At 49.2% G+C, this 24,658-nt stretch carries 24 protein-coding genes; 8 read left to right on the top strand and 16 right to left on the bottom strand.

The genetic code is table 11. The features are described 5' to 3' along the window. Window positions 1-185: 185 nt before the first annotated feature. The 4 genes from IC230_RS10260 to IC230_RS10245 form a co-directional block, all read right to left on the bottom strand. Window positions 186-800 carry a DUF3137 domain-containing protein gene (locus IC230_RS10260; RefSeq protein WP_191038898.1) on the bottom strand — a complete coding sequence of 205 codons (615 nt, stop codon included), beginning with the start codon at window positions 798-800 and terminating at the stop codon, window positions 186-188. A 33-nt stretch (window positions 801-833) separates the two neighbouring features. Further along, window positions 834-2,630 carry a M61 family metallopeptidase gene (locus IC230_RS10255; RefSeq protein WP_191038897.1) on the bottom strand — a complete coding sequence of 599 codons (1,797 nt, stop codon included), beginning with the start codon at window positions 2,628-2,630 and terminating at the stop codon, window positions 834-836. Window positions 2,631-2,934: 304 nt separating this feature from the next. Continuing rightward, entirely contained in the window at window positions 2,935-4,113 is a 1,179-nt protein-coding gene (locus IC230_RS10250) for a DEAD/DEAH box helicase (protein ID WP_191038896.1), read from the bottom strand. Then, window positions 4,079-5,407 carry a DEAD/DEAH box helicase gene (locus IC230_RS10245; protein WP_191038895.1) on the bottom strand — a complete coding sequence of 443 codons (1,329 nt, stop codon included), beginning with the start codon at window positions 5,405-5,407 and terminating at the stop codon, window positions 4,079-4,081. The genes IC230_RS10250 and IC230_RS10245 overlap by 35 nt, the downstream gene beginning before the upstream one ends. A gap of 98 nt (window positions 5,408-5,505) precedes the next feature. Here IC230_RS10245 and IC230_RS10240 point away from each other — a divergent pair, with 98 nt between their 5' ends. Beyond that, window positions 5,506-6,831, top strand: coding sequence for a DEAD/DEAH box helicase (locus IC230_RS10240; protein WP_191038894.1), 1,326 nt, complete (start codon window positions 5,506-5,508; stop codon window positions 6,829-6,831). Between the two features lie 90 nt (window positions 6,832-6,921). On the opposite strand, the gene IC230_RS10235 is transcribed toward IC230_RS10240, so the two are convergent. Then, on the bottom strand, window positions 6,922-8,238 hold the full coding sequence (locus tag IC230_RS10235; RefSeq protein WP_191038893.1) for an MFS transporter: 1,317 nt from the start codon (window positions 8,236-8,238) through the stop codon (window positions 6,922-6,924). A 170-nt stretch (window positions 8,239-8,408) separates the two neighbouring features. Here IC230_RS10235 and IC230_RS10230 point away from each other — a divergent pair, with 170 nt between their 5' ends. Then, window positions 8,409-8,633 (top strand): hypothetical protein, encoded by a 225-nt coding sequence (locus tag IC230_RS10230; protein ID WP_191038892.1) that lies wholly within the window; start codon window positions 8,409-8,411, stop codon window positions 8,631-8,633. 78 nt (window positions 8,634-8,711) lie between these two features. Here the strand turns inward: IC230_RS10230 and IC230_RS10225 are convergent, their stop codons facing one another. After that, window positions 8,712-9,116, bottom strand: coding sequence for a VOC family protein (locus tag IC230_RS10225; RefSeq protein ID WP_191038891.1), 405 nt, complete (start codon window positions 9,114-9,116; stop codon window positions 8,712-8,714). Between the two features lie 564 nt (window positions 9,117-9,680). Here IC230_RS10225 and IC230_RS10220 point away from each other — a divergent pair. Further along, window positions 9,681-9,902: a hypothetical protein gene (locus IC230_RS10220; protein ID WP_191038890.1), complete on the top strand. Its 222-nt coding sequence runs from the start codon at window positions 9,681-9,683 to the stop codon at window positions 9,900-9,902. Next, complete coding sequence (locus IC230_RS10215; protein WP_191038889.1) at window positions 9,884-10,300, top strand: type II toxin-antitoxin system VapC family toxin; 417 nt, start codon at window positions 9,884-9,886, stop codon at window positions 10,298-10,300. The genes IC230_RS10220 and IC230_RS10215 overlap by 19 nt, the downstream gene beginning before the upstream one ends. 182 nt (window positions 10,301-10,482) lie before the next feature. Here IC230_RS10215 and IC230_RS10210 read toward each other — a convergent pair whose 3' ends face one another. After that, window positions 10,483-11,124 carry an FISUMP domain-containing protein gene (locus IC230_RS10210; protein ID WP_191038888.1) on the bottom strand — a complete coding sequence of 214 codons (642 nt, stop codon included), beginning with the start codon at window positions 11,122-11,124 and terminating at the stop codon, window positions 10,483-10,485. Between the two features lie 242 nt (window positions 11,125-11,366). Between IC230_RS10210 and IC230_RS10205 the strand changes: the two genes are divergently transcribed. The 3 genes from IC230_RS10205 to IC230_RS10195 all read left to right on the top strand — a co-directional run bounded on the left by IC230_RS10205 (window position 11,367) and on the right by IC230_RS10195 (window position 13,865). Beyond that, window positions 11,367-12,491 (top strand): glycoside hydrolase family 18 protein, encoded by a 1,125-nt coding sequence (locus tag IC230_RS10205; RefSeq protein WP_191038887.1) that lies wholly within the window; start codon window positions 11,367-11,369, stop codon window positions 12,489-12,491. A gap of 96 nt (window positions 12,492-12,587) precedes the next feature. After that, window positions 12,588-13,541 (top strand): zinc metalloprotease, encoded by a 954-nt coding sequence (locus IC230_RS10200; RefSeq protein WP_223860576.1) that lies wholly within the window; start codon window positions 12,588-12,590, stop codon window positions 13,539-13,541. Between the two features lie 9 nt (window positions 13,542-13,550). After that, entirely contained in the window at window positions 13,551-13,865 is a 315-nt protein-coding gene (locus IC230_RS10195; RefSeq protein WP_191038886.1) for a hypothetical protein, read from the top strand. Between the two features lie 46 nt (window positions 13,866-13,911). Here IC230_RS10195 and IC230_RS10190 read toward each other — a convergent pair whose 3' ends face one another. Together IC230_RS10190 and IC230_RS10185 are read right to left on the bottom strand one after the other, a co-directional pair. After that, window positions 13,912-14,688: a hypothetical protein gene (locus IC230_RS10190; protein ID WP_191038885.1), complete on the bottom strand. Its 777-nt coding sequence runs from the start codon at window positions 14,686-14,688 to the stop codon at window positions 13,912-13,914. Window positions 14,689-14,729: 41 nt separating this feature from the next. After that, window positions 14,730-15,122, bottom strand: coding sequence for a nuclear transport factor 2 family protein (locus IC230_RS10185; RefSeq protein WP_191038884.1), 393 nt, complete (start codon window positions 15,120-15,122; stop codon window positions 14,730-14,732). A 354-nt stretch (window positions 15,123-15,476) separates the two neighbouring features. Here IC230_RS10185 and IC230_RS10180 point away from each other — a divergent pair, with 354 nt between their 5' ends. Further along, window positions 15,477-17,477, top strand: coding sequence for a T9SS type B sorting domain-containing protein (locus IC230_RS10180; protein WP_191038883.1), 2,001 nt, complete (start codon window positions 15,477-15,479; stop codon window positions 17,475-17,477). Between the two features lie 22 nt (window positions 17,478-17,499). On the opposite strand, the gene IC230_RS10175 is transcribed toward IC230_RS10180, so the two are convergent. The 7 genes from IC230_RS10175 to IC230_RS10145 all read right to left on the bottom strand — a co-directional run bounded on the left by IC230_RS10175 (window position 17,500) and on the right by IC230_RS10145 (window position 24,462). Further along, window positions 17,500-18,291, bottom strand: coding sequence for a 3-keto-disaccharide hydrolase (locus tag IC230_RS10175; RefSeq protein ID WP_191038882.1), 792 nt, complete (start codon window positions 18,289-18,291; stop codon window positions 17,500-17,502). Between the two features lie 115 nt (window positions 18,292-18,406). After that, complete coding sequence (locus IC230_RS10170) at window positions 18,407-19,186, bottom strand: arylamine N-acetyltransferase family protein (RefSeq protein WP_191038881.1); 780 nt, start codon at window positions 19,184-19,186, stop codon at window positions 18,407-18,409. A gap of 145 nt (window positions 19,187-19,331) precedes the next feature. After that, complete coding sequence (locus IC230_RS10165; protein ID WP_191038880.1) at window positions 19,332-20,117, bottom strand: M90 family metallopeptidase; 786 nt, start codon at window positions 20,115-20,117, stop codon at window positions 19,332-19,334. A gap of 15 nt (window positions 20,118-20,132) precedes the next feature. Next, window positions 20,133-21,521: a DUF4403 family protein gene (locus IC230_RS10160; protein WP_191038879.1), complete on the bottom strand. Its 1,389-nt coding sequence runs from the start codon at window positions 21,519-21,521 to the stop codon at window positions 20,133-20,135. A 317-nt stretch (window positions 21,522-21,838) separates the two neighbouring features. Further along, a complete protein-coding gene (locus tag IC230_RS10155; RefSeq protein WP_191038878.1) occupies window positions 21,839-22,384 on the bottom strand; it encodes a DinB family protein in 546 nt (181 codons plus the stop codon). A 217-nt stretch (window positions 22,385-22,601) separates the two neighbouring features. Continuing rightward, window positions 22,602-23,558 carry a hypothetical protein gene (locus IC230_RS10150; protein WP_191038877.1) on the bottom strand — a complete coding sequence of 319 codons (957 nt, stop codon included), beginning with the start codon at window positions 23,556-23,558 and terminating at the stop codon, window positions 22,602-22,604. A 46-nt stretch (window positions 23,559-23,604) separates the two neighbouring features. Beyond that, a complete protein-coding gene (locus IC230_RS10145; RefSeq protein ID WP_191038876.1) occupies window positions 23,605-24,462 on the bottom strand; it encodes a hypothetical protein in 858 nt (285 codons plus the stop codon). Window positions 24,463-24,658 lie beyond the last annotated feature (196 nt).

Here is a 24,658-nt window from a genome sequence, read left to right as displayed (position 1 = left end):
CAACTAACGTATTCTGCTACGTAATTGTTTGTTCTAAGACCAGAATCGCGACAGATGGTTTAATGCTTTATCCTGGCAGTACTGTGTTAGAAGGAATAGTGTCTTTCCGACATGAAAACGCCGTAATGACTGACAGTTAGGCAGTTATTACGGCGACAGTTGTATTATTCCTACTTAAAAAATTTTTAGATCAGCTCTACGTCAGGATCATTCTCATAAGCTGATCCAATTCGACAAAGCTGATTAAGGACTTCGGCAAAGAGCCCGTAAAGCTGTTTTAAGCGCTCGACATCTTTAATAACACCAACTACCTGAAACGATAACAGATCCACATCTTCTGGAAACCGATTTGTTAACCAGCCCTCATCATCTTTCACTTGCAGGCTAATGTCAGGTTGCGCTTCCATCAATTGCCGGATGTTGATATTCTTAAATAGAAGCTGGAGTTTATATTCATCATTCCCCTGAATAATGAACTGATCGTCAAAATCAGGGTAGCCTACCTCAACATCCTGCATCCCTAGTCTCTTCTGTAAATTGCTGAAAAACCCTCTCCGGTATATGTTGAATCGAAAACCATCCTGATTCACATAAGGTGCTCTCATCCGGGTGTAGGGAATCTGCGTTTTTCCGGTTGAAACAGTGTACGTATCGAGCGTTATCGTCCACTCCTTAACATTGGCTTGTACCCGGCTCCCTTTCCAGAAACCACCGTCAATAAAATCGGCGTGAATCTCATCAGCCAGTTGCTGCCAAACCTCGTCTTTGTAAGGACCAAACAGTTTCCTCAGTATACTCATGTGTTCTTTCTCTTAGGGCTGGATGGCTATTTTCTACAGATTACGCATCCAGACTTCCCGTAACTGGATTTGTTCGGGTGTAGCTTGTGGATTAGGCTCGAAAACATACTGTTTCAAAGCTTCTTTCTCAAGCATTGTCGGTTTCACCGTAATGTCCTGACCATTCCGCCGAACAGTAAGGTCGTAAGCATCACCCGCCTTAAGCTGCTTCAAGTCAGCCTGAATCTTACCAACAGTCTCCATGCTTACCGGTTGGCCGTTAAAGGCTACCCACTCGTCATTTTCCTGCAAGCCAGCTTTCAACAAAGGGTCTGTTACTCTGGTAAGTACAAACTTGGCATCTACAAACGTAGGTTTCATACCAAGCCAGGGCACCTTCTCACCCGTAGAAATGGCTGGTGTATATGTAATGCCCAGCTTCTCGTAATAGTCTTTGTAGGGTAATGGCTCAGTGGCTTTTACGTACCGATTGAAGAAGTCAGCGATTTCGGGGTACGTCATCTGCGCGAACGTAGCAAAGAAGTCTTTTTCCGAGAAAGCTTTGTTTGGACCATACGTAGCAGCCAGTTCGTTAATGACTTCGCGCAGTCCCCGTTTGCCTTTCGAGAGTTCGAGCAGGCGAATATCCAGCAATCCCGCAACCAGGGCACCACGCGCATAGATGTTTCCGTATTGCCGCTGTCCTTCGTCGGTGTAGCAGGTTAGGCCCAATTTGCTCAGGCTGTACGTTGTGTCCAGACTTTTGTCGTACGCAATTTTTTGCGTCTGTTCATCCAGGTACGTTGGCAGGTCCATGATCTTACCTCGTAGCTGCATCGCGTCGCTCGCCCATTCTGTTACACCTTCGTAAAGCCACAGATGCTCCGAGGGTGTAGGGGTTTCAAAATTGAACTGCTGAATGATTTCGCTGTGGATGTTCAGTGGCGTTACGACGTGGAAGAACTCATGAGCGGCAATCGACGTCATATCATCGGCCAGTTTCTTCGAGAACTCTTCTTCTTTAATCACATATTCCGAACTGTACGAATGCTCCCAGGCACCCCAGCTCTGGTCTTCAAAATGATACAGGAACGTATAGCGTTTTACGGGCAACTGCTTCAAAAACTGACCAGCCGCATTCAGCATAGCCTGCATGTTGTTCAACAATTGCTCTGACTTGATCTTATCCGTTTTCGAATACGTATACACATCAACGTCCGCACCCGCAACCTTCGTCGTCGCTTTGGTCAGGCGACCTAACAGGATGGGTGAATCGACAATGCGGTCATAATTTGACGCAGTGAAATAACCTTTCGCATTTTTGTCCAAAGCCGTTCCCACCGTCCATTCCGCTGGGTAGTCAATTTTTATTTCAATAGGAGCCGTCTGCATACCCGTTGGGAAGCCAAACACGCCCTGCCCATTGATCAATACGTGGTCCTGTTCGATGGACGTACCGCACATGTTGTAGGGCTTGTGCTCATTAACCGGCGTGTCCCAAGTTTCAGCGATGCTGTACTGAACGGTACGTACTTTCTCCGGCTGATCAAACTTCCATTGGTTAGTGGAGATTTGCTGTGTTTTTAGTTCACGCCCTTTCGCATCGAGCGCTTTGAACGACCGAACGTAGCGGCCAATATTCATAATCTGATACGTACCGGGCGCTGTAGCCGCAAACTGGTAAACGGCGTTGTCGGTTGTCAATCCGTTGACATGCAGCGTAACCTTGAACTGATCGTCGCTGCGGTCGTTCAGGTTTATTTCATACAATAAAGGCAGGGAGGGTTTTGCAACGGCAATTTGCCAAAGAAACATGGCAGAAACCAGTGTGAGAAGGCGTATAATCTTCATGGAAGTTAATTGTTGATCGAATACGAACAAGCAAGTTAACTGAATCCATAAACGACAAAAAGGATCGTAGTTTTTATGGAGTTATTTGAGGATAAGCGGTGAAGACCTTGCGTTTATATTGAGGTTCGCGACCAAAGTTAAGTCTCCCCCCTTCGATCTCGATGGCTTTGAGCTAGTTGGTAAGCTGAGACTCCTATTCGGGAGATGAGCCTACTGCCACCTTCAATTTAACAATAACACAATTATCTACAATTAACTAGGTCAGCTAAAATACGATGGCTATTTGTGCTTTAGTACTTAGCCATTAATACCCCTGCAAATCCATGTCAGCCGTGTCTATTTGCTCGACTCGTTTGCCCATTTTTTTCTGGATGATTTTGAAGTGATGCTGGTCGTCGGGGGTAATCAGCGAAATGGCTTTCCCCGTCGCTTCCGCCCGGCCCGTCCGGCCAATCCGGTGAACGTAGTCTTTGGGTGAGCGCGGCAGGTCGAAATTGATCACGTAGGGCAGCAACTGAATATCGATTCCCCGAGCCAGCAAATCCGTAGCGACCATTACCGTTAGCTTTCCGGCCTTGAATTTCTGAAGCACTTCGGTACGTATTTGCTGGCCTTTCTGTCCGTGAATAGCAGCCGCCTGAATCCCGTTTTTAGTCAGTTTAACCACCAGGTTATCCGCGGTTCGGGTCGATGAAACAAACACCAGTACCTGATTCATCGTTTCGGTTTTGATCAGATACCGCAGGAAAGGTCCTTTTCGCTCGGCGTCAACGGTATAGGCAATCTGTTCGATCAGATCGAGATTCGTTTCTTCTTCACCAACCTCAATCTTGACCGGATTGTGGAGCAACGTAGCGTTGATGTCCTGAATGGCGTCGCCCAGAGTTGCTGAAAAGAGAATGGTCTGCCGTTTTTTGGGTAATAGACCAAACAGCTTATCCATTTCGTCGGCGAAACCGAGTTCCAGCATTTTATCCGCTTCGTCGAGCACCAGGATTTCAACGTCTGACAAACGTAACGCATGCTGCCCAATCAAATCCAGTAATCGACCCGGTGTCGCTACGATGATGTCGGCGCCATGTACCGCCTGCATCTGCGGATTGATGGATACGCCCCCGTATACCGCCACGGTTTTTACCTTCGGAAACAGATGAGCCCCCAACTCCTGAAATACATCAGCGACTTGCCCGGCCAGTTCCCGCGTGGGCACCAGCACCAAGACGCTGGCGTACCGGCTACTAACGCTTTTTGTGCGGTGGAATAATTCCAGAATCGGCAACACGAAACTGGCGGTCTTTCCTGAACCCGTTTTGGCAATTCCCAGAATATCTTTCCCCCGTAAAATAGGCGGAATAGCTTCCTGCTGAATGGGATACGGTTTTGTGTACTGTTGTTCCGCTACAGCTTTCACCAGCGGTTCCGATAATCCAAGGGATGAAAATGATCCGTTATTTTTTTCCGCTCCGCTTGATGGGTCGACCATATTTTTTCATTTTTTCGGCTGCATAGTCGCGCCGGACATTTACTTTCTTATTCTTATCTATCTTCTCATGAAACGCCGGGCCAACATCTTCGCGTTTAGGCGTCTTTACGTCGGGCGTTTTCATGTAAACCTTCGGCATCTCATCCTCCGTTAGCTCGTCGGAAATCTTAAGATCCTGTGGCAATGGCAGTACAGGAATCTGATACTTCATCAACGTTTCAATGGCCGTCTGGCGCTCGTCATCAGCAGTTGTAATAAAGGCAATGGCGATGCCTTTCTGATCGGCCCGGCCCGTTCGACCAATGCGGTGTATGTAGTTTTCCGGTACGTCGGGCATGTCGAAATTGATTACGTGCGACACTTCCGCTACGTCTAATCCACGAGCGATAATGTCGGTAGCAATCAGAATTCGATACGTACCGGATTTAAATTTCTCAACGGCGTCGAAGCGAAGATTCTGCGATTTGTTGGAATGAATAACCCCGGCCTGATCGGCGAATTCATCATCAAGTTGCTCATACAGCTGATCGGCTAACTGCTTGGTTGCGACGAAAACCAGCACTTTGGTCATGTCGGCACCCTGTTTTAGCAGGAGTTCCAGCAGATTGACTTTCGTATAAAAGTTAGGCACGGCATACGCCGTCTGGGCAATATTTTCCAGCGGTGTACCGACAGGGGCGGCTTCAACCCGAACCGGATTGTTGAAGAACGTATCGATCAGTTGTTCCACATCGGTTGTCAGTGTCGCCGAAAAGAGCAGATTTTGGCGTTTTAGTGGCAGCAGGTCCAGAATGATTTTCAGCTGGGTACGGAAGCCAAGATTCAGCATTTCATCTACCTCATCGATCACCAGTTTTTTAATGGCCTTGGGCTTCAATACACCGCTGGACAATAAATCCACCAGACGACCAGGCGTAGCGACCAGAATATCCATCCCCTGCTGAACCTGCGCCACTTGCGGCTTCATGTTGACGCCACCATACACGCCCACCGCCACCAGATTCATGTACGTTGTCAGTTGAGTAACCGTTTCCAGCACCTGCACAACCAGCTCACGCGTTGGAACGATAACCAGCAGCTGGGGCAGTTTTTCTTTCGAAAATTGCAGTTGACGCAGGCAGGGCAACAGATACGCCAGCGTTTTGCCCGTACCGGTCTGCGCCAGGCCACATACATCCCGCCCCGACATTACGACCGAAAAAACATTCTGCTGTATAGTCGTCGGTGTAGTAAGTCCCAGGTCATTCAGGGCATTGAGAAGCGGCTTATTGAGATTCAGTTCCTCAAACGTCATAGATTCTGTCGTTTACTATTTCACGAAGGTAGGGCTATTCCGGCAACTCATTCCACAGAAAGCAACGTAACGCAGACCTTTTGACTTACTTTTAAGGCATGATACCCTCACAGCACTCAACACAAATTCTGGCGAACCTGGGCATTATGTCCTTAAATCCGATGCAGGAGGCTGCTCAGGAAGCCATTCGGCAAGACAACGATACGTTTTTAATCGCGCCAACGGGTTCTGGCAAAACACTTGGCTTTCTTCTGCCTATCCTTCAGCGGCTCAAGACAGACAACAACCGGGTACAATGCCTGGTTCTGGCACCCACCCGCGAACTGGCCCTGCAGATTGAGCAGGTCTGGAAAAAAATGGCAACGGGCTATAAAGTCAATGTGTGTTACGGAGGGCATCCGGTGGAAACCGAAATCAAAAACCTGAGTAATCCACCCGCTCTTTTAATCGGCACACCCGGACGTATTACAGACCACATTGATCGCAAAACCTTCTCGCTGGACGGTATTCAAACGCTGGTACTGGATGAGTTCGACAAGTCGCTGGAGTTAGGGTTTCAGGAAGAGATGGCGTTTATCATCGGTCGTTTACCCAATCTCCAGAAACGGGTGCTGGTCTCTGCTACGTCGGGCATCCGCATTCCCGATTTTATCCGGCTCAATGCGCCTACTACGTTAAATTTCTCTCAGGAAGATGATGAATCAACGGGCCTCACCATCAAGCTCGTTTATTCGGAAGAGAAAGATAAAATCGATACGTTGTTTCATTTGCTATGCTCACTGAACTCAGAAGCTGCCCTGATTTTCTGCAACCATCGCGAAGCTGCTGAGCGGACCAGTGCTTTACTCAACGAACGCGGAATCTACTCAACATTTTACCATGGCGGCATGGAGCAGGACGATCGCGAGCGGGCGCTGATCCGATTCCGAAACGGCAGCATTACGTATCTGGTCACGACCGATCTGGCGGCTCGCGGGTTGGATATTCCGGAAATGAAACACGTCATTCATTATCATCTGCCGTTGCAGGCTCATGAGTTTGTGCATCGGAACGGTCGGACAGCCCGCATGCACACGTTGGGAACGGCCTATGTAATTTTACATCAGGACGAACCGCGTCCCGATTATCTGGACCAATCGTTGGAGATTCTGGACTTGCCTACTGATACGTCGCTGCCCGAGCCACCCAAATTCGTAACGCTATACATAAGTGGGGGTAAGAAGAACAAGCTCAACAAAGTCGATATCGTTGGTTTTCTTTCCCAGAAAGGCCAGCTCGACAAAGGTGATCTTGGGTTAATTGAGGTGAAAGATTTTATTTCGTTTGCCGCCGTGAAAACGGCCAAAGTTGATCCGTTGCTAGATCGGATAAAAGACGAAAAAATGAAAGGCAAGAAGTATAAGATTGAGGTAGCCAGACCTTGATTGGTTATGGAGCTGGCGGGGTTGCCGAGTGTCCGGCCGTAGTGGTGATGCGATAGAAATTTCCTGTTCCCGTTCGATTAATCGTTAACGTTATTCCACAACCGCCTGCGTTTCTGCTGGCTTCTGATAGTTTGTCGATAGCGTTTTATACGCCTTAGACTTCATGGCGATAATCGTTACGATGAGCCCGATCAATCCCGTTACGGTGAACAGGAGCGCCAGTCCTCTTTCTTTACCGGTTCCGAACCAGTTGCCAATTAACGCTACGCCTGCGCCGGTCGTCATGAACGGGATGAATATGTACTGCGCAATCGGGCCAATCATGAACGCTGTTACTGGTGAAGCGGCCTGCTCGATACTCTGGGCAAAGCCAAACACCCGTCCCTGCCGTTCGGGTGGAATCAGCTTTTGAAGAATAGTTTGCTCAGCAGCCTCAACAACGGGGATCAGGCATAAATAAACGAACATGCCAATGGCAAGCAACACAATAGAGGCTTGAATCGTGAAGAAGACGCATATGGTCCACATAGCGATGTTAGACAGAAAAAGGGTTCGCAATGGTTGCTCGCCAAGCCCTTTTTTCGACACGACCAAACCGCCAATAATAAACCCCAGACTCAATACGCCCCACAACACGCCCCATGTCTGTACCGATACCAGCGACAGGCCGTAGGCATCCATCAGCGACATAAAAACGCCACCCAGGAAGTTGTTGAACGTATTGAAAAAGATGAGCGCAAACAAGCCCGGCATTAGGTTGATAGCCTGTATGGTACCCCGGATATCAATACGTTTTGTGTGTTCTTCGGTATGAACAATGCCCTTTTCCGGAATGGACAGCAGCCATGCATGAACCAGGGTTAGGGCGGTCAGGGCGATGGCGGCAACCAGCATCCAGAACATCCCTAGAAAGCCAATGATCAGTCCACTGAAGATAGACGAGACCAAAAACGATACGCCATTGGTGGTACCCACCAGCCCGTTTGCTTTGTCGCGGCCCGGTTCAGGGATTAGAATCGTGACGAGTGTCGACAGCGCAATGGTACGTATGTTTCCAGCGATAGCGCCCAGGAGTGCCAGTACGATAAAGGCCCAGAGAATCGGGCTTGACGGATCGGTGAAAACCTGTCGCGGTGTAGCGAGGTAAATAATGAACGAGATCGTGTATAGTACCAGAGATCCGGCGCTTGAGAGCGTCATGGCCGTTTTTTTCTTATATCGGTCAACCAGCGAGCCCAGAAAAAAACCGGTGATAGCCACCGTGCCCGAATAGACACCGGACATTACTGACGTAGCGACGACGGATTTCGTCTCAAGATAAACCCAGAAAGTAACCGCAAACCAGACCAGATTATTGGTGAGCGAAGCCGCCAGTGAATTTGCCAGAACGGCATAGAAGGTTTTCATTATAGCTGGTTTAATCAACCGTTCGTAGTAGGACCTTAACAGTTGGTTCGAAGAACGGTTATTCAGCAATATAAACTTTATTGACCGTGGTCAGTCATCTACCTGGTTTTGTCCGCAAAATAAACGAATGAAACCGGTGAGCGGCCGATACGTTTTAACTAAAAAAAGCTATGAAACGAATCGCATTTCCATTAAAATTAGGGAAACGGGCCGTCGGACAGGCGGCCGTAGGACGCTTGGCTGTCGGTGCCTTTGCCGCTGGTGCTTTAGCCATGGGCGCACTTGCCATTGGCGCCTTAGCCATTGGGCAGTTAAGTATCGGGCGGGGCTATATCCGTAAACTGCGAATCGGCGAACTGGAAGTCGATAAGTTAACCATTCGCCATCAGGAATAAGGTGCAGAGGGCATGGGGGTAAGGGCAGAGGGGAAAGTACTCGCCCACCCCCTGCCCTTACCTCTATGCCCCATGCTCTTATTGATTCACGGCGCTCATGTCCATGTACATGTATTCCCAATGGTGGCCATCCAGATCATCGAAGCTACGTCCGTACATGCCTTCCATTTCAATAGGATCGTTCGGAGTAGTGGCCCCGGCGGCTATCGCTTTGTTTAGTTTTTCGTCTACTTCAGCCCGACTATCAGCCGACAGCGATATGATCGTTTCGGTGTTTTTGCCCGCATCAATGATTTCCTTCTTGGTGAAATTTTTGAAGAATGGCTCGGTCAGCAGCATAACAATGATATCCTCTGTGATAACTAAGCTCTTAGCATTCTCGTCGCTAAATTGAGGGTTGAAATTGTAGCCCAGTTTATTGAAGAATTCAACGGATTTATTCAGGTCTTTGACCGGCAGATTTACAAAGATTTTCGTTGCCATACGTAGTTGTTGTTTGATGTTTACCTGACAAAAGTACGGCCTATTCCTGGCCTAGACGGGGGGTATATCCGACAATAAAAGGGGTGATTCCGACAACTTATTTACAGCATGTTTGCGCGTCGAAATCAAGTTGATTGTTGTTGCAAGCAACCAAAAATAAGACAACACAACACATTGATTATCAATTATTTATTCTACAATTAATAACGAACACACGTACACGACCCCTCCGGGGTCACATGTTTATAGAACTTGAACGTAGCCTATAAACATGTGACCCCGGAGGGGTCGTATAACGTACCGTTGGGTGCAAGCTAAAAAGTAAAAGCGTGTTTTCGGTCGTCTTGGCGACAGGGGTCACGGCTCGACAGGGCAGCTTTGGGGTTCGTTAGTCGGCTCCGGTCGACACGAGAAGCGCCCCGACAGGCCAGCCTTTCAGGCTCGTTTTCAACGTAGCGTTCGACAAATCAACCGCCCCAAATTTCAGGCTTGAACAAAAGCCGTTAAAAACAAGCCGAATTTGTGTTCAAGTTGTTGTAATATTGTGTTACACGCTGCAAAATAATGAAAACTCTAACCATCAACGATAAGGATTACGCCAAAGCCATAAAGCTGTTGATTGAAAACGGCATTCAACCTGAGCCGGAGCCCGAAGCCAACATTCCACTTCTGCGTAAGAGTAACGCTAAATCTGGCGAGACCCCAGCCTCTTTCGGTGGCATTTGGGCTAATGATGAACGCACAATGGCTTCAATTCGGGCAAAAGCATGGCCAAAAAGAAGATAGTTCTGTGTGATTCCAATGTCTTGTTTGACTATTTCCGAGGAGTGCCGGTAATGATTCAGGAGTTAGATGAGCTTGGCTTTGATCGTTTGTACCTAAGTGTGATTTCGGAAGCGGAAATGTATGTAGGCATGAAACGTAGCGAAAAACGCCAGACGGTGGAAACCATCAACAAGTTTAATGTGATTGGTTTGGACGCCGAAATCTCGCGCCGACTCCTCAATCTGACCTGGGAGCATTACACAAAACGACCGGGCATCGCCGACATGATTATCGCGGCCACCGTCCTAACGTATCAGGTTGAGTTGTTTACTTTCAACAAAAAAGATTTCGATTTTGTGGATGGTATCACGTTTTACCGGCCCAAGTACAAGCACCAGTACGGCCCTGAATCTCTGTAAATCAGCTTCTCGATGACAGGGAGCCCGTCCCGCAGGAGAGCTGAGCAGCCCAACCAAACAAGGATGTAAAGGCCGGAAACCTTTCACTAAAATTGGCTAACTTGTTCGCCATCAGTCCTTGCTGGCATTGGGCGACCGGCTTTGACGATTACGATCCTGTTAAATTACCGGCTGAATACGTTCTATTGGTTCTTGACAAACCGCACATTAAAACGATACCCCGCACTGTCGTTGCCGTAAAATGAAATGTTATGTGCCTTCCCCGTAGCACTTTCCTGAATACTGAACGTAGTACCTTCAGCGGTCCAGAATTCACTAATGTCGCCGTCCGCAGGATCACTGTTTTGATAACTATAACCAGCCGGGTGCGCATTGAAGCCTGACGCGTTTGTACCCGGAATGGCCCGCCAATTGGTCGTAGACGTCAGCTTCTTGATAGCTTCCTGAATCATTGCCCGATTGCCCGTAAAAACAACGCCCTGACTTTCAGCCAGCGCCGTATAATCCTGTCGGGTCGGTAATCGCCAGCCAGCAGGAACGGTGATCGCTTTGGCTTCCTCAAACGTATAATAACGACCATATTCAGGTTTTTCGCTTCCGGTTTTGTAAGCCAATCCACCCGGTCCTTCATAATTAGCCGTTGTCCAGACTTGATTACCGATCGCAACGGTCGGATATTCTTTTCCGCTGATAAGAACGGTGGTTGGTATGGGCTTCGGTTGAGTTTCCGGATCTTTTTTACAGGAAATGGCAGCGACGAGTATCAGACTTACCCAAAAAGTTCGTACAGAAAATGCGTTCTGTTTCGTGAGTATACGTATCATGGTTGTATTGACTGATGAAATCGACGCAAAACAACAGGGATACAATGCGTTGTAAAAGACAAAGCCTGATCGACCGTAAAAATCGCAGCCTGAATTGACAGAAACCGCGACCGGACGGTAGTTGCTCTGTCCGCACAAACAGGAATTTATTGCGTCAGTTGAAAGCAAAATCCAGGCAGGCCTTCCGTTAAATTTCCCGGATGCGCTACTTTTACGATGGGTAATACCCCAACCAAACCGTCATGCTACGTACCTCTCTCCTCCTCAGTTCATTAGCCGTTACGTTCCTGCTATTCATTGGCTTTAAGCCTGCTCCAAAAACGAAACCGATCGTGCTGGCTTACGTGGGCGGTTTTCGCGGTTTGGTAGACACCGACAAGATCGCGGCCGAAAAACTGACGCACATCAACTACGCTTTCGTCGATATCAAAAACAACCGGGCGTGGCTACACAACCTCGCGACCGACTCGACCAATTTCCGGAAACTGAACAACCTCAAACTACGGAATCCTGACCTGAAAATTCTGATTTCCATCGGTGGCTGGGCGTGGAGTGAGAACTTCTCCGACGCGGTCCTGAGCGATACGTCGCGGGTGGCGTTTGCGGCTTCGGCGGTGGATATTGTTCGGGAATATCAGTTGGATGGCATCGACATTGACTGGGAGTATCCCGGCATGAAAGGCGAAGACAACGTATTCCGGCCCGAAGACAAAGAGAACTTTACGCTGATGTTCAAAGCACTACGTGAACAGCTCAACACCCTCAAGCAACAGACCGGTAAAAACTACTACGTAACGACAGCCCTGCCCGGCTTCGAGAAGATTTTCACGCATACCGATATGGCGCAGGCGCAACAGTACCTGGATTACATCAACGTCATGTCGTACGATCATTTCACGGGTGGACCACTGGCGGGGCATCACACGAACCTGTACGCATCGGGCAAAGTCGACAACGAACAATCGGGCGACCGGGCCGTGAAACTGTACAAAGAAGCGGGCGTTCCGGCGGATAAACTCGTACTGGGGATTGCGTTTTACGGGCGGGCGTGGCAATTGCAGAACGACGATCCCAAAACCCTCCCGCGCTCCATTGTGAAAGTGGAACGGGGCGGTGGCTATACCTTCATTAAAGATAGTCTGCTGACGAATCCGGCTTATGAGCGCAATTGGGACCGAAAAGCCAAAGCACCTTACCTCTACAATGCCAGCCTGAAGCGATTCGTCTCGTACGATGATGAGCAGTCGGTGAAAGAAAAGTGCCGCTACGTTAAAAAGAAAGGGTTAGCAGGTGTGATGTTCTGGGAATATTTCAGCGATCCGAAGACGTATTTGCTGAGCGAGATCGACCGGGAATTAGGGCGCTAATCCGACGTATATCTTTGATTTACCGGCATTGACTGAATCCGCGAAAATTCATACCTTGTTCAAACAAAACCCTTACTTAAATTAACACACAAGGTCATGGCAAAGAAACAAACACCCCCTGATCCTGAGGCCGCTGCGGCTCCTGAACCTCCCCTGCTCCGTCGGGAATGTGGCGCCATGTCAGCCCACTTTCGGCTGCTTGAAACCGACGTAAACTTTCGATCTATCCAGGCCCAGCTGGAAACGGCAACGGCTCGCCGAATGGCCCGGGGCATGGCGGCTTTCGAGTTCTCTGGCGGGCCGATGGTGATTAAGGTTGTTGTACATGTGGTCTACAATACGACCGCACAGAACATCTCAACGGCCCAGATCAAAAGCCAGATTAGCGTACTGAACCGCGATTTTGGTGCGAAGAACACCGATAAATCAAAAGTACCCCCTGTCTGGAAAGGCCTGGTCGGGAATCCGAATATTCAGTTCCAGTTGGCGACCGTTGATCCGGATGGAAAAAAAACGACCGGCATTACCCGGACCAAAACGCAACGCACCTCATTCGGCACGAACGATACGGTGAAAACCAGCGCCGTTGGCAAAGCACCCTGGCCTACAGACCGGTACCTGAACATCTGGGTGTGCAACCTGGGCGGTGGTTTGCTGGGTTACGCGCAATTCCCCGGTGGACCAGCTGCTACCGATGGCGTTGTTATTACGTATCGCGCCTTTGGCACGTCGGGAACGGCTGTCGCTCCGTTCAACCTGGGACGTACCGCCACCCACGAAATTGGTCATTATCTGAACCTTCGCCACATCTGGGGCGACACCGAAGACTGCTCCGGCACTGATTTTGTGAAAGACACGCCTAATGCCGTCGGACCGAACTATGGCAAACCTACGTTTCCGCATATTTCCTGCACGAACGGCCCCAACGGCGACATGTTCATGAACTACATGGACTACGTTGACGATGATGCCATGTTTATGTTTACACTCGAACAAATTGCCCGCATGCACGCTACGCTGGAGGATGTGCGCAGTTCGCTCGTTAGCTAATCAACACCTATGGCTGCGAAACTAAAACCAAACCACTTGTGTCAGGAATGGATTCATTCGACCGAGGAAGACAGCGATGGGGAAGCTGTCTTCCGCCCGGCCGATTACGAGTTTCCCCTGACCCGTCGCCCCCGCGATTTCTTCACGCTTCACGCCGATGGTAGCCTGATAAAAGGCCAGGGAACCCCCTCAGATAGTTTACAGGAAGACCAGGGCAGTTGGGCGCTGGACAACAACGAAATCTCCTTCCGCACCCAGGACGAACAGCTACAAACCTACCAAATTGCCTCCGTTGCTTCGGATAAATTGGTGCTTAAGAAATAGCTGATTTCTCCAATAGGGCGACAGAGGGATTTTAATAGGACATTATCTATTTGGTATTTTGAGAATGGTTGTCTGTTCCTACGGTCTTACTATCTACATATTTCTGATATATATCTCTAGGTGTACTATAACTTTTCTTTACTGGTTCTTTCTCGATTGCGAGTTCCCAAATGGATGTTATTTCATGGAAACCAACCAAAGAACAATATACCACAGAGCTAGCAAATAGCTTAGCATAGTTAGCCAGTAATGAACAGCATAAGGCGATAGGGTGGGGCAACATTGAATGTGAATACTCACCCTCGTATGCCAAAATATCATTTACTCCCAGAATATAATTATAAGCTAATGCTCTATAGGTTCTATGGGTAAATTTCGACATTGAATGATGCTCTTTCTTTAGCTCATCAAGATCTCCCATCTTTTGAGTACTTAGCCAGTATCTGATATCTCCATGCTTGGGACTCTCATTGTTGTACCAATCTTTCAGTTTTTTTTCACTTTCTGGAGGAGATGCATGAAAATAGGTAGCACAATCTATTGTTTCTATTATATCGCGAAAAAGCTTACCGGCTGGTCTATGCTGCTTTTTGTTAATAAGCTCTACACAATCTCGTAACGTATCACAGGCATCTACAAGAAGCATCCAAACAGCTTTTTCTACAGAAGTATCGTCACGATTAAAACTTCTATTGGTTTCCATAAGATGACTAAATAACTGATCTAGCAGCTTTTTTGCTTCTCTTAAGAATTGCTCTTGCGCTTCATACTCATATGGATTTTCGTAAGCTTCCTGCGGGTCTCTTGACCAGATAAAATTCATTCTATCTGAATACATGTTGGGCTATCTATAAATAAAATTTCTTACTTCCTCACAAAATGCACGCTGACAATCTTGTCGTTTTCGATGTGGTAGATGACGAGAGTGTCGAAGTTGGGGCGGTTAGTCCAGCCGGAGATTTTTTCGTGGACGATTACCGTGTTTCCGGTTACCATTTGATTCGCTACGTCGCAGTGCAGGTTGGGGTTGTCCTTGAATACTTTGGTGTAATAATCCTCGATTTCTTTGTGGGAGCGAAAACGAGCCAGGACCTGATCGGGGAAGGTGTATAACGTAGTGGTATCTGCGTAGGAGGCCGTAAACTTAACAGCATCGTGGGTGTTCCAGCCGTCAATTTGCTGTTGCACCAATTGCTGGGGTGTCATGCGTTGCGCCAGTACGCCCTGCACGTCCATCGACAGCAGAAGTACGCCCAAAGTTAATCCTATCCTTTTCGCGAATAACGTGTTCGTCTGATCAGGTTCGTGGTGTCGGTTTTAAGAAACCTCATATGTCAGCTTTTAGAAGCTGACATCACAGCAACACGGCGAATACGGAACTGATTACATAACTCGATACGTAACAGTCGATTTAAGCTTTTTGTAAAGCTAATCAATTTGAAAGGCCATCCCAAAGCCTACCCTTCTCTCCTCCACTGACAAGCGCCCCTTTCCCAATAACGTAGCCCGGCTCATCACGTTAACTCAATCGTATCACTACGTAGAAAAAGTTACGAAGCAATCTGTTACGATTGGCTCTTGGCTGGTATAGAGATAAAACGCTACACCACCATGACTCGTTTTCCTGGCTACTCCCGCTGCGACAACCTACGATCGTGGTACTCAACAGGTAACCCAACATCATCTAACACGGGTAAACAAACCTATACCTCTACGTTCACGAGAACGTTTAATCTTTTGTTGCTGTGCAGTTACGTATCGCTCCGAAGCGTATTCGCGCAGTCGATTGATTGCACGAACATTGGCTTTGAACTAGGAACCACCCAGGGCTGGACGTTATCGACCGGGCGAGTTCTGGACAAAAATGCGCAGACCGTTTTTTACGACGAAGTACCCGGCACGTTTGACAATGGCCACCTGATCACCAAACTCAGCGACGGCAACGACCCCAATATCAAGCAGACGCCCATCCCTATGGTAGCGCCCGGCAGTAAGTATTCCATTCGGATTGGCAACGCGAAGGGTGGGGCCCGCTTTGATCGAATCCGCGCTACGATGCTGGTAACGCCCGACAATTCGCTGTTTCAGTACAAATTTGCCGTGGTTTTGCAGGACCCCAACCATGCCGTCTTTCAACAACCGGCGTTCAGTTTACGAATTACCAACGCAAACGGACAACCCGCCGGATGCGGTTATTATGAGGTAACAGCCGCCAAAAAAATCGATGGGTTTATGGACCAGGGCGCCCTTCGGTATCGGAACTGGACAACCGGAGCCATTGATTTAAAGCAGTACGTTGGCCAGACACTCACGATTGAAGTAACAACGAACGACTGTACCGAAAGCGGTCATTACGGGTACGCCTACTTCGATGCGCAATGCCTAAAATCGGAAGTCATTGCCTCCAGTCCCTGCCCCAGCCCCGGTAGTGATCTTACCCTCACGGCACCGGATGGTTTTGAGTCCTATCTGTGGAACACTGGTCAAACAACACGGGCCATCATTGTAAAGCCGAAAGAAGCGGATCGCTATTCAGTGAAAGTACGACCGTTCTCCAGCTTGAACAATGCCTGCGATTTTAACATAGACTACACAGTTCCGCCCTTGCAAAAACCGTATAGCCACACCGCTACGATTTGCGAAGGCGAGGGATACGTCGTAGGTGACACGACGTATCGAACCAGCGGTACCTTCACCCGGCGCGTGAAACGTATCGGCCAACCGTGCGACAGCGTTGTCGTTGCCACCATCCAGGTAAAGCCAATGGCCAGACACAGCCAGCGCGTTTCCATCTGCGAGGGAGAAGGGTTTATCGTTGGCGATACGACGTACCGGACCGCGGGTACGTTTGTCCGACGTATCGCTCGCGACAAACAGCACTGCGACAGTATCGTGACAACGACGATAACCGTTATCCCTCTGTCCCGCCATAGCCAGCGTATTGTGATCTGCGAAGGAGACAGTCTGGCCGTGGGAAAAAGCGTTTACCGAACCGCTGGAACTTATGTCGATCGCATTCCCCGAACGGCACCCCTGTGTGATAGCATCGTGACCACAACGCTTGCGATCAGCGCTTATACGGTTGAATTACCCACCCTGATCAAGCTAAACACGGGCGACAGCATTCAGCTGAAGCCACGCATTCGCCCCGCGGGCAATTACACGTACCAGTGGAGTCCAGCAGATGGTTTGTCCTGCACTACGTGTCCGGAACCCTGGGCCAAACCGGCTACGGCAACAACCTATAGTTTAACCGTTTCCGCCGTCGATGCGCCCTGTCATGAATACGCCCAGGTTATGGTTGAGGTCGATTTGGCCTGCGGTATCTTTGTACCGGATGCCTTTACGCCCAATAAGGACCCACGCAACCCAATTTTTGAGCTGTTTGGTGGGCCCTGTGCGATTCTGGTGAACGAGCTGCTCATCTACGACCGATGGGGCGAAGTTATTTACAGGCGCACTGATTTTCCCATCTCCGACCGAACAACAGGCTGGGATGGCACCTACAACGGAAATCCCGTTCCACCCGGCACTTACGGCTACCAGATTCGGTATGAGTACGGCAAAAAGCAACTGGACCAGAAGCGGGGCAAGGTTGTCCTGATCAGGTAAAGAAGCACGCAAACGATCTTGCTTAAAAATCCGTATTGGGTTGTTTTAAATCCAGCGGTTGAATCCAGATATTGCGATATAGTACGTCGTGACCTTCGGCCTGAAGTTTTATACCACCTGGCGTATCGGTAATGCCTTTGCCGCCGTCGTTGCCACCATCAATGCCGGAATTAGGGCCGCCCCACACCTGGTTGATGGCATGATTCGTATGCGCTTTCTTTCCGTTCAGATAAATGGTCACCAGCGCCGGTTCGGTTCGTTTGCCGTCGTTGAAACGCGCTGCCCGAAACTCAATGTCATAGGCATTCCACTTACCAGGGCCAGTATATAATTTATAGGGCGACGGCGATTCGTTGATGATGGCACCGAGTCCGTGTGACGTCGTGTCACCGTCGAAGATCTGAATCTCGTAGCGATTTTGCAGATACACACCGCTGTTGCCGCCCGGCTTGCTGACGTAGAATTCAACATGCAGGCGAAAATCGCGGAAGACCTGGTTGGTCACGATGTCGGCAGCCCCGTATTTGCCACCCGCGCCCGCCGGATCATTCGTGTTCACGACCGTACCGGGACCAGCCGGGTCTTTTTCAATCTGCCATTTGATGGGCAACGTAGCGGCTAAACGCGGCCCCTGCCAGTACGTCCATTTTTCATCAAGCATCTTGCGTGATCCGTCGAACAGTACTTCGGCGCTTTTGGGCGGTTTGGCTCCAACGCCAATCTGTGCCTCGGCCGTCTGGCTAATACTAAGGCTGGCGGCAGCCAATAATAAGGTTGATAATACGTGTATTGGCTTATGCATCCGTTGCTTCATGAGATCGTTTATTCGTTTTTAGGTTGCTATACAACTGGAAGACGATAACCCTTCGCATCTACTTCGGCGGCACAAAAACAGCGAATCTGACATCGCTACGTTATCCCTCCCTGCACTAAACCATAGCGGGCATTCCATTCAGGCGAATGCCAAAATAGTTGTACAGGAACGTATCAAAAGCCTGGCTATCGGGCACGTTTGTTTCCGTCACGTAGCCATACTCAGTAACTTTCAAGGCTGTATCCGTCAAGGTAATACGGCCTTCCGGGGTTACGAGTGAGCACATTTTATTCCGGGTGAAGAATGAGTCGCTGGAGGTTTGGTGAAAACGACACATGTCGGCAAAATCAGACAGTTCGCGCGGAGTGAGGGTAAAGATATAGCCGGGTTCCCAATCACCCTGCTCGTTCACATGCCTGATGGCCATGTAATCAGCATCGTGTTCGGCAATCAGATAGCAACCACTTTTATCTTCCTGAATTTGATTTAGTCTGAGTGGAATTGGATACAGCGGAAACCGTTTCCCAAACGCTACGTCGACGAGCCAGTCGATGCCATCGATACGGGCCACGATCGCCAGGTGGTCGAATTCAGGATTGAATCCTTTATCGGTTTCGTACGTACATCCGGAAATGCGCGTTACGTCGAAACCGAGCGTGTTGAGCAGTTCGTAGAAAAGACCATTCAGTTCGTAGCAGAAGCCACCCCGTTTTTGCGTAATGAGTTTGTCGAACAGCGCTTCAGGCAACAGGCGAATCTCCCGATTGTTGTGAATGTCCAGGTTTTCAATGGGTACCGTTAGTTGGTGCTGATGGTGCAGTGCCTGTAAGGTTGCCAAAGTCGGCTCCCGTTGGCCGGTATACTGAATCCTTTCTAAATACGCATCGACGTTCATAGCTATTCGTTTGGAGTATGGACCAAAGTTGGTCAGAATCGTCAGGTTTATCCAGAGCCTAGTTCCTGAATTGGCCGAATCAGCTTCCTGGCAGGTGAATAAGGCGATTGAGTTGTTGCCTCCTGGATCGCACTTTATCCCAGGTTTACGCTACTTTATCGTCCGTGAGCGGATTCTGGTGAAAGATTTCTTCCAATCGGGCGAAGAGTTCAGGATGCTTTTCGTGCAGCAGATCCGGTCGTTTGAAGAAATATTCCGATACGACGGCAAAGAACTCCGCTTCGTTCGTAATGCCGTAAGGATTGATGTCCGAATGATTCGCTTTAATGTCGTGGATGCTCGTATGAATCAGCTGCAGCCAGGGCTTGATATGTCCTTTGTCTAATAAGTATTCGGGTAGCCCATCGGTAGACCCATCAGCCTTGTCGAGCAGGTGAACAAATTCATGGATGCCGGTATTGCCTTTACTGCTTTCGTTGGCAAACCCCTCCCGCAACGCCGGTTTCGACAGCACCATGGTACTCTGCAACGCCCCGCCTTCGCCCACCATCCCCAGAATGTTCCGTTCATCGCCCGTGGTTTGATAATCGGCGTTGAATCGATCTTCATACAACAGCACGTTAGTCAGCGGATAATACCAGTCGTCGAAGCCGAAAATAGGAATAATCGCGCTACTGGCGACCAATACCTTATCCAGATCATCAGCAGTCGTACCCACGCCTTCAATTTTGATCGTGTTCAGAAAATGGCGCACCCGATCTTCGAACGGTTTCTTTTTCTCGTCACTCAGGGATCGGTAATATGCTACGTGTTCTTCCAGCAATTCCGGGTACGTAGCGGGCAACGGCACCGAATCCTGCTTTTTCTGTTTCAGATTTCGCCAGACAAGCCAGCCGATTACCAGCACAACGACACTAATGAGAGCAATCATTTTTTATCGAATTAGTCATAACGCATTCACCTTCACCTCTACTTTCGATTTTACCTTGATCAACGCCTGAATGCCATCGGGCCGGATGGCAATTTTCTGGGGTACGAACCGAAACGACTGAATCCCCAAATCCGTTTTTTTTCCTGGTCCGCCCTGCTCATAAGCCTTATCAATTGCCTGAGGCAGTTTGGCAATGTCATCGCCCAGCCGGATGGTCAGCATACGCTCCAGCACCTTGCGCAAAGGATCGTGCCAGACGGACGCTGTACTTTTCGATAGCAATTCGCTATGGGTATCGTCAAAATCCAGCTGGTTGATACGTAACGTATTGGTCAACGTATCGAACGTCGGGCGTCCACGCAGGTAGACAGGCCCATCGATTAATCCACTCAGCTCTGCTTTCACAATCAAGGATCGTTGGGCGCCATACACCGTAGCGCCTTTCACCGTCACGGCACCAAGCGCCATTTCTTTGGGTTGTTTCCCGATCGTCAGAGCCAGCATCCGGTTGAGATCGGCATACGGAATAAAGCTCATCAGGTTCAGATCGGAGGTCTGCGATACCGAATCCCGTTTCTGTAGTCGGGTCAGGTTTGTTTTCGGATGTACGGGCTCCTGCGGTTTCACCTCTGTCTGGGTTTCAAACGCAATCCGCACGTGCGTAACGAGCTGTCGCGCATTGCCATCAACTGGTCCGGCCGCTACGCTAATGGGTTTAGGTACCAGCCACAAGCCATATTCTTTATTGATCAGCAGGGGATTCTGCATGTCCTGCCAGGTTGGTTTGACCATCTGATCGAGCCGCAGGTTCTCATACACCGCTTTGTCAATGGCCTTTTCAATATCGGCCTTATGTTTATCCAGAATCTTCTGAGCCAGTTTTAGCAGCGAAAACTCCTTGCCTAACACGCGAATTTCAGGCTCAACAATCCACCGATAATCCGTAAACGTCGTATGGCTGGCGAATCGCCAGTTGGGCGTTACGGTAATGGGGCTTTTGAAGGCAACCCGTATAACGCTAAAGGGTTTCTTCGGGGGTGTCGTATCTTTGCTGAAGGGCTTCGTTAACCACATCTGCAGCGGAGCCGACAGCTGAATCTGATGATCGACGTACCGCACCTGAACATCGCCTAACCGTTTCACCCGAAACGAAATGATCCCCTCTGTTTTACCCGTCTCCGTTTCTTTTCCAATCAGGACAGGATCAAGTTCCTGATTGATTTTTTTCTGTATTTCCTTCAGATCAAACGTAATCGACCCGGCCACATACGACAGTGTGGGCGGAATAGGTGGATCGAATCCTTCGGCGACAGGGGCCTGGGGCTGCTGCTTCGTCTGGCACTGTACAAAGCCAATTAACGTGATCAGCCCAATCAATAAACGGTACGTGTGTGATGGTGTCATGTAAACAAAGTACCCGTTGACAGGCCCCTGAGTAACGTAGTAATACGTCTATTAACGTCTAAGACTCCGGTATGTTCGGAACGCGGCTTATTCTGGCTCAAGCCTGCATTATGTCCTTTCAGATCTATCTTTTGTCAGTTACTCGGTCACGGTAAATCTATTTTGTGAGCAGAACAGCAGATTGTATAGAAGAGACTAACGTACCGCCAACTAAGCGTTCACAAAAAAAGGTCAACTGCCGAAACGATTTGGCAATTGACCTTTATCCGTAATCAGCATTCCGTAACTGGACGCTGTTAGTTACTCAAATTTTGTTTCTAGAACAGCTTCTCATTCGGTGGTTTGATGCCTTTCATCCGAATGTAAATCGTGCACTGGCCTCGGTGGTGCGTCTGGTGTTCGAAGGCTTTCGCCAATACCGTTTCACGGCTCATTTCGCGCGGCCCCATTTTCACCATCTCAGCCAGTTGAGCGTCGCTCATACCTTTGACGGCATCGATCATGAAATCGTAGCTGTCCATCACGGCTTTGGTTAAGGTCGCTTTGGTTTTCAGATCAGCCATCTCCTCCATTTTCTTGCCCTGCATGGGATTGGTTTTACCACTCGCTACGGCTCCAAAATTGTAGTTGGCATTCGCCAGATGAAGCATTTGATCGGCAAAACTGCGGATTTCGGGGGTTGGCTTGTAGTTGATGCCATCTTCCGACATAGCATCCAGATATTCTTTCGTGTACTCTTTAGCGCGCTGCCAGTCGGCGGTCAGTTGAGCGACCGTCGTCAGGGGTTTGGCGGCCTGGGCCGTAAATATCCAGAATACGCTCAGGCAGGCAAACGCGAATCGTAACTGTAGTTTAGTGATCATAACTTGTTGGTTGGGGTTATTGAGAAAATTGGCTTTATTGATTTTTGGTACGACAATCCGTTGATTGTGCAGGAAATTTAAGCATTGATTTGACCAGATAATACAAATCGGGCATAAAAGGCAAGGTAGTACACACCCTTGGGCTAGTTTTAGAGCAATCAAAATAAGAAGCCCCACCATGAGGCAGGGCTTCAAGTGACTATAGCTAAGGAATGGATTACTGCACTTTGGCACAGATGGCGTATGTACGAATGGTGATGGCCTGGCTGTTTCGATTGGCGAGAATGAGTAACCACCTGTTAGTGTCGTCTTTGTCGGGGCCGCTATAGGTAATCGAAAGGCTGGCTCCAGCTGCCCCAAAATCACGCTGGCCGCCCCCCCCACCAATCAGTTTAGTGCCTGCAGGGCATGGAACCGGTATCGCAGCGTAGGTGTTGACGGCTATTACGTTATCAGAGTAGGGGTAGACTAAACCCATCTGCAAGTTACCTGAGTACTTTATATTGCCGTTGACTTCCAGGGCTTCGGTTGGATTTGTAGTTCGGACGCCTACATTCCCCGTTGATTTAACGATAAGTAGCGGTTGGCCCTCACTACCTTGCCCCCCCTGGGAAACGTCTAGCGCAGTAGCGTTATTAGAATTAACCTTAACCGCCAGACCATTGAAGTTATTATCTCTACCCCCGTTATAGATCTGGCCTACGTAGCCTAGTTGCGTACTAGCCCAGGATAGCGAACCGGGATTGCCCCCGTATTTATCCGAGCCAATGGTATTGACTGAAGTGTTGGCTAATTGGCCGAAAGGCTGGTTGGTATCAATACCTACCCGGCTATAGGTATAGGTTGTTGGTCCCGTCGATGTGTTCGAAGTTGACCAGGGGTTGGTAGCCGAGGCTGCGTCGGCTGCCTGCGCCAATGTAATCCAGCCGGTATTAGAGCGGATGTTGAGCAGGTTCGTGGTGCTGTTGTAAACCAGCATCCCGGCAGGTACATTCTGCATTCCGTCAATCTGGGTCTGGTTGAGTCGGGGCAAGAGCAGCGCTTTATTCGTGCTCTCCAGCTCCAGGAGTGAATTGGCATTGACAGCGGTGAAGTTGTCGCCGATTTTGACCTGGGCGAACCCACAGAAAGAGATCAATAGTAAACCAGCAAACAGGATAACGAACTTTTTCATAGAGTAAAGAGTAAAAAAGAGGAAACGATTAATCACGGATGCGCCGTTACTGCTGGAAATACTCCACTTTATCGGCGTCAATGTTATTATTCAGCCTGGCTTCTACAACGCTGGTTGGCAGCACCGTCGAGCTGATCGTAATCACGCCTGAAGAAGCCCCTGGGCTCAAGCTACCATTTAACCCAAACGACAACTTGTCACCTGCTGCCACAGACTGCGAAGTGGTGAGGATGTAATAATTAGGGTTCGAATTGTTCAGGCTCCACACGCTGTTTTGTACAGGTCGATTATTAACCCGCGTTAAGCCCGGATCAAAGACCAGGTTAAGCTTTTGGTCCTTGGTAACCCGCACGGTGAAGGTGCCTCTGCTGGCTACGGAGTTTAGTTCGACCACATCGACTACCACCGTAAAGGGCGTTGCGCCGTAGACGGAAGTAGGTCGGGCGTAAACGATGGGCGATAGATCCGAGAGGGCCGTAGCGGTCACTACGTATAGATTCTGGTCCGTCAGTCGGTTCCGTACAGAATGCGTAGCCGTGTTGACGGTGCTGCTGGTCGTAACCGTAAGGTTTGCACTCGCTTCGGGCGTGTAGGCCACTTGCAGCGTTGACTCGGTATAGCCGTTGAGCTCAGTCGGCAAGTAGCTGATACCGACGATGCCTGAGAACCGGAGGGGAGCGCTGAACTGATAGAGACGGTTAATGCCCGGATTGTTCGCCAGGGGTGTACTGCTTTTCTGGATGCCATTGTTGACAATAGTCAGGGTGGTGGCTGGGGTGAGCAGCAAGCCATTGACATTGATCGGCGTACCGGAAACAACAGCCATACCCGTGCTGCCAACGGTAATCTGAGCGTTCCCCCGAAAAGTGACCAGGAGAACGAAAAGCAAAACGAAATACTTCATAGATTGTCTTCAGGCTGTATACTATTGCGATGGGTCAAAACTAAGCGTTCGGCACTGCATCCCGGGAATTATGTATGTCAATCGATCAATTTGGTAGGCGAAATACTCAATTTGGTATGTGAACAGGTTACAAGTCGGGTCTAAACAAAGCTGCTTCGCCCGTTTTTAGTGGCTGTAAAAACTCTTCTCTGGCGCT

This window comes from Spirosoma validum (assembly GCF_014699035.1).
GTDB classification, from domain to species: domain Bacteria; phylum Bacteroidota; class Bacteroidia; order Cytophagales; family Spirosomataceae; genus Spirosoma; species Spirosoma validum.
The sequence above is the reverse complement of the archived record's forward strand: the minus strand, read 5'-3'. Positions and strand labels throughout refer to the sequence as shown.

Coding starts and splice junctions, on each gene's coding strand:
- IC230_RS10155 (WP_191038878.1), bottom strand. CDS start 22,384: ATGATCACTAAACTACAGTTACGATTCGCGTTTGCCTGCCTGAGCGTA.
- IC230_RS10195 (WP_191038886.1), top strand. CDS start 13,551: ATGGCTGCGAAACTAAAACCAAACCACTTGTGTCAGGAATGGATTCAT.
- IC230_RS10260 (WP_191038898.1), bottom strand. CDS start 800: ATGAGTATACTGAGGAAACTGTTTGGTCCTTACAAAGACGAGGTTTGG.
- IC230_RS10215 (WP_191038889.1), top strand. CDS start 9,884: ATGGCCAAAAAGAAGATAGTTCTGTGTGATTCCAATGTCTTGTTTGAC.
- IC230_RS10145 (WP_191038876.1), bottom strand. CDS start 24,462: ATGAAGTATTTCGTTTTGCTTTTCGTTCTCCTGGTCACTTTTCGGGGG.
- IC230_RS10240 (WP_191038894.1), top strand. CDS start 5,506: ATGATACCCTCACAGCACTCAACACAAATTCTGGCGAACCTGGGCATT.
- IC230_RS10250 (WP_191038896.1), bottom strand. CDS start 4,113: ATGGTCGACCCATCAAGCGGAGCGGAAAAAAATAACGGATCATTTTCA.
- IC230_RS10165 (WP_191038880.1), bottom strand. CDS start 20,117: ATGATTGCTCTCATTAGTGTCGTTGTGCTGGTAATCGGCTGGCTTGTC.
- IC230_RS10210 (WP_191038888.1), bottom strand. CDS start 11,124: ATGATACGTATACTCACGAAACAGAACGCATTTTCTGTACGAACTTTT.
- IC230_RS10160 (WP_191038879.1), bottom strand. CDS start 21,521: ATGACACCATCACACACGTACCGTTTATTGATTGGGCTGATCACGTTA.
- IC230_RS10205 (WP_191038887.1), top strand. CDS start 11,367: ATGCTACGTACCTCTCTCCTCCTCAGTTCATTAGCCGTTACGTTCCTG.
- IC230_RS10225 (WP_191038891.1), bottom strand. CDS start 9,116: ATGGCAACGAAAATCTTTGTAAATCTGCCGGTCAAAGACCTGAATAAA.
- IC230_RS10255 (WP_191038897.1), bottom strand. CDS start 2,630: ATGAAGATTATACGCCTTCTCACACTGGTTTCTGCCATGTTTCTTTGG.
- IC230_RS10150 (WP_191038877.1), bottom strand. CDS start 23,558: ATGAAAAAGTTCGTTATCCTGTTTGCTGGTTTACTATTGATCTCTTTC.
- IC230_RS10200 (WP_223860576.1), top strand. CDS start 12,588: ATGGCAAAGAAACAAACACCCCCTGATCCTGAGGCCGCTGCGGCTCCT.
- IC230_RS10230 (WP_191038892.1), top strand. CDS start 8,409: ATGAAACGAATCGCATTTCCATTAAAATTAGGGAAACGGGCCGTCGGA.
- IC230_RS10220 (WP_191038890.1), top strand. CDS start 9,681: ATGAAAACTCTAACCATCAACGATAAGGATTACGCCAAAGCCATAAAG.
- IC230_RS10180 (WP_191038883.1), top strand. CDS start 15,477: ATGACTCGTTTTCCTGGCTACTCCCGCTGCGACAACCTACGATCGTGG.
- IC230_RS10170 (WP_191038881.1), bottom strand. CDS start 19,186: ATGAACGTCGATGCGTATTTAGAAAGGATTCAGTATACCGGCCAACGG.
- IC230_RS10175 (WP_191038882.1), bottom strand. CDS start 18,291: ATGAAGCAACGGATGCATAAGCCAATACACGTATTATCAACCTTATTA.
- IC230_RS10235 (WP_191038893.1), bottom strand. CDS start 8,238: ATGAAAACCTTCTATGCCGTTCTGGCAAATTCACTGGCGGCTTCGCTC.
- IC230_RS10190 (WP_191038885.1), bottom strand. CDS start 14,688: ATGAATTTTATCTGGTCAAGAGACCCGCAGGAAGCTTACGAAAATCCA.
- IC230_RS10245 (WP_191038895.1), bottom strand. CDS start 5,407: ATGACGTTTGAGGAACTGAATCTCAATAAGCCGCTTCTCAATGCCCTG.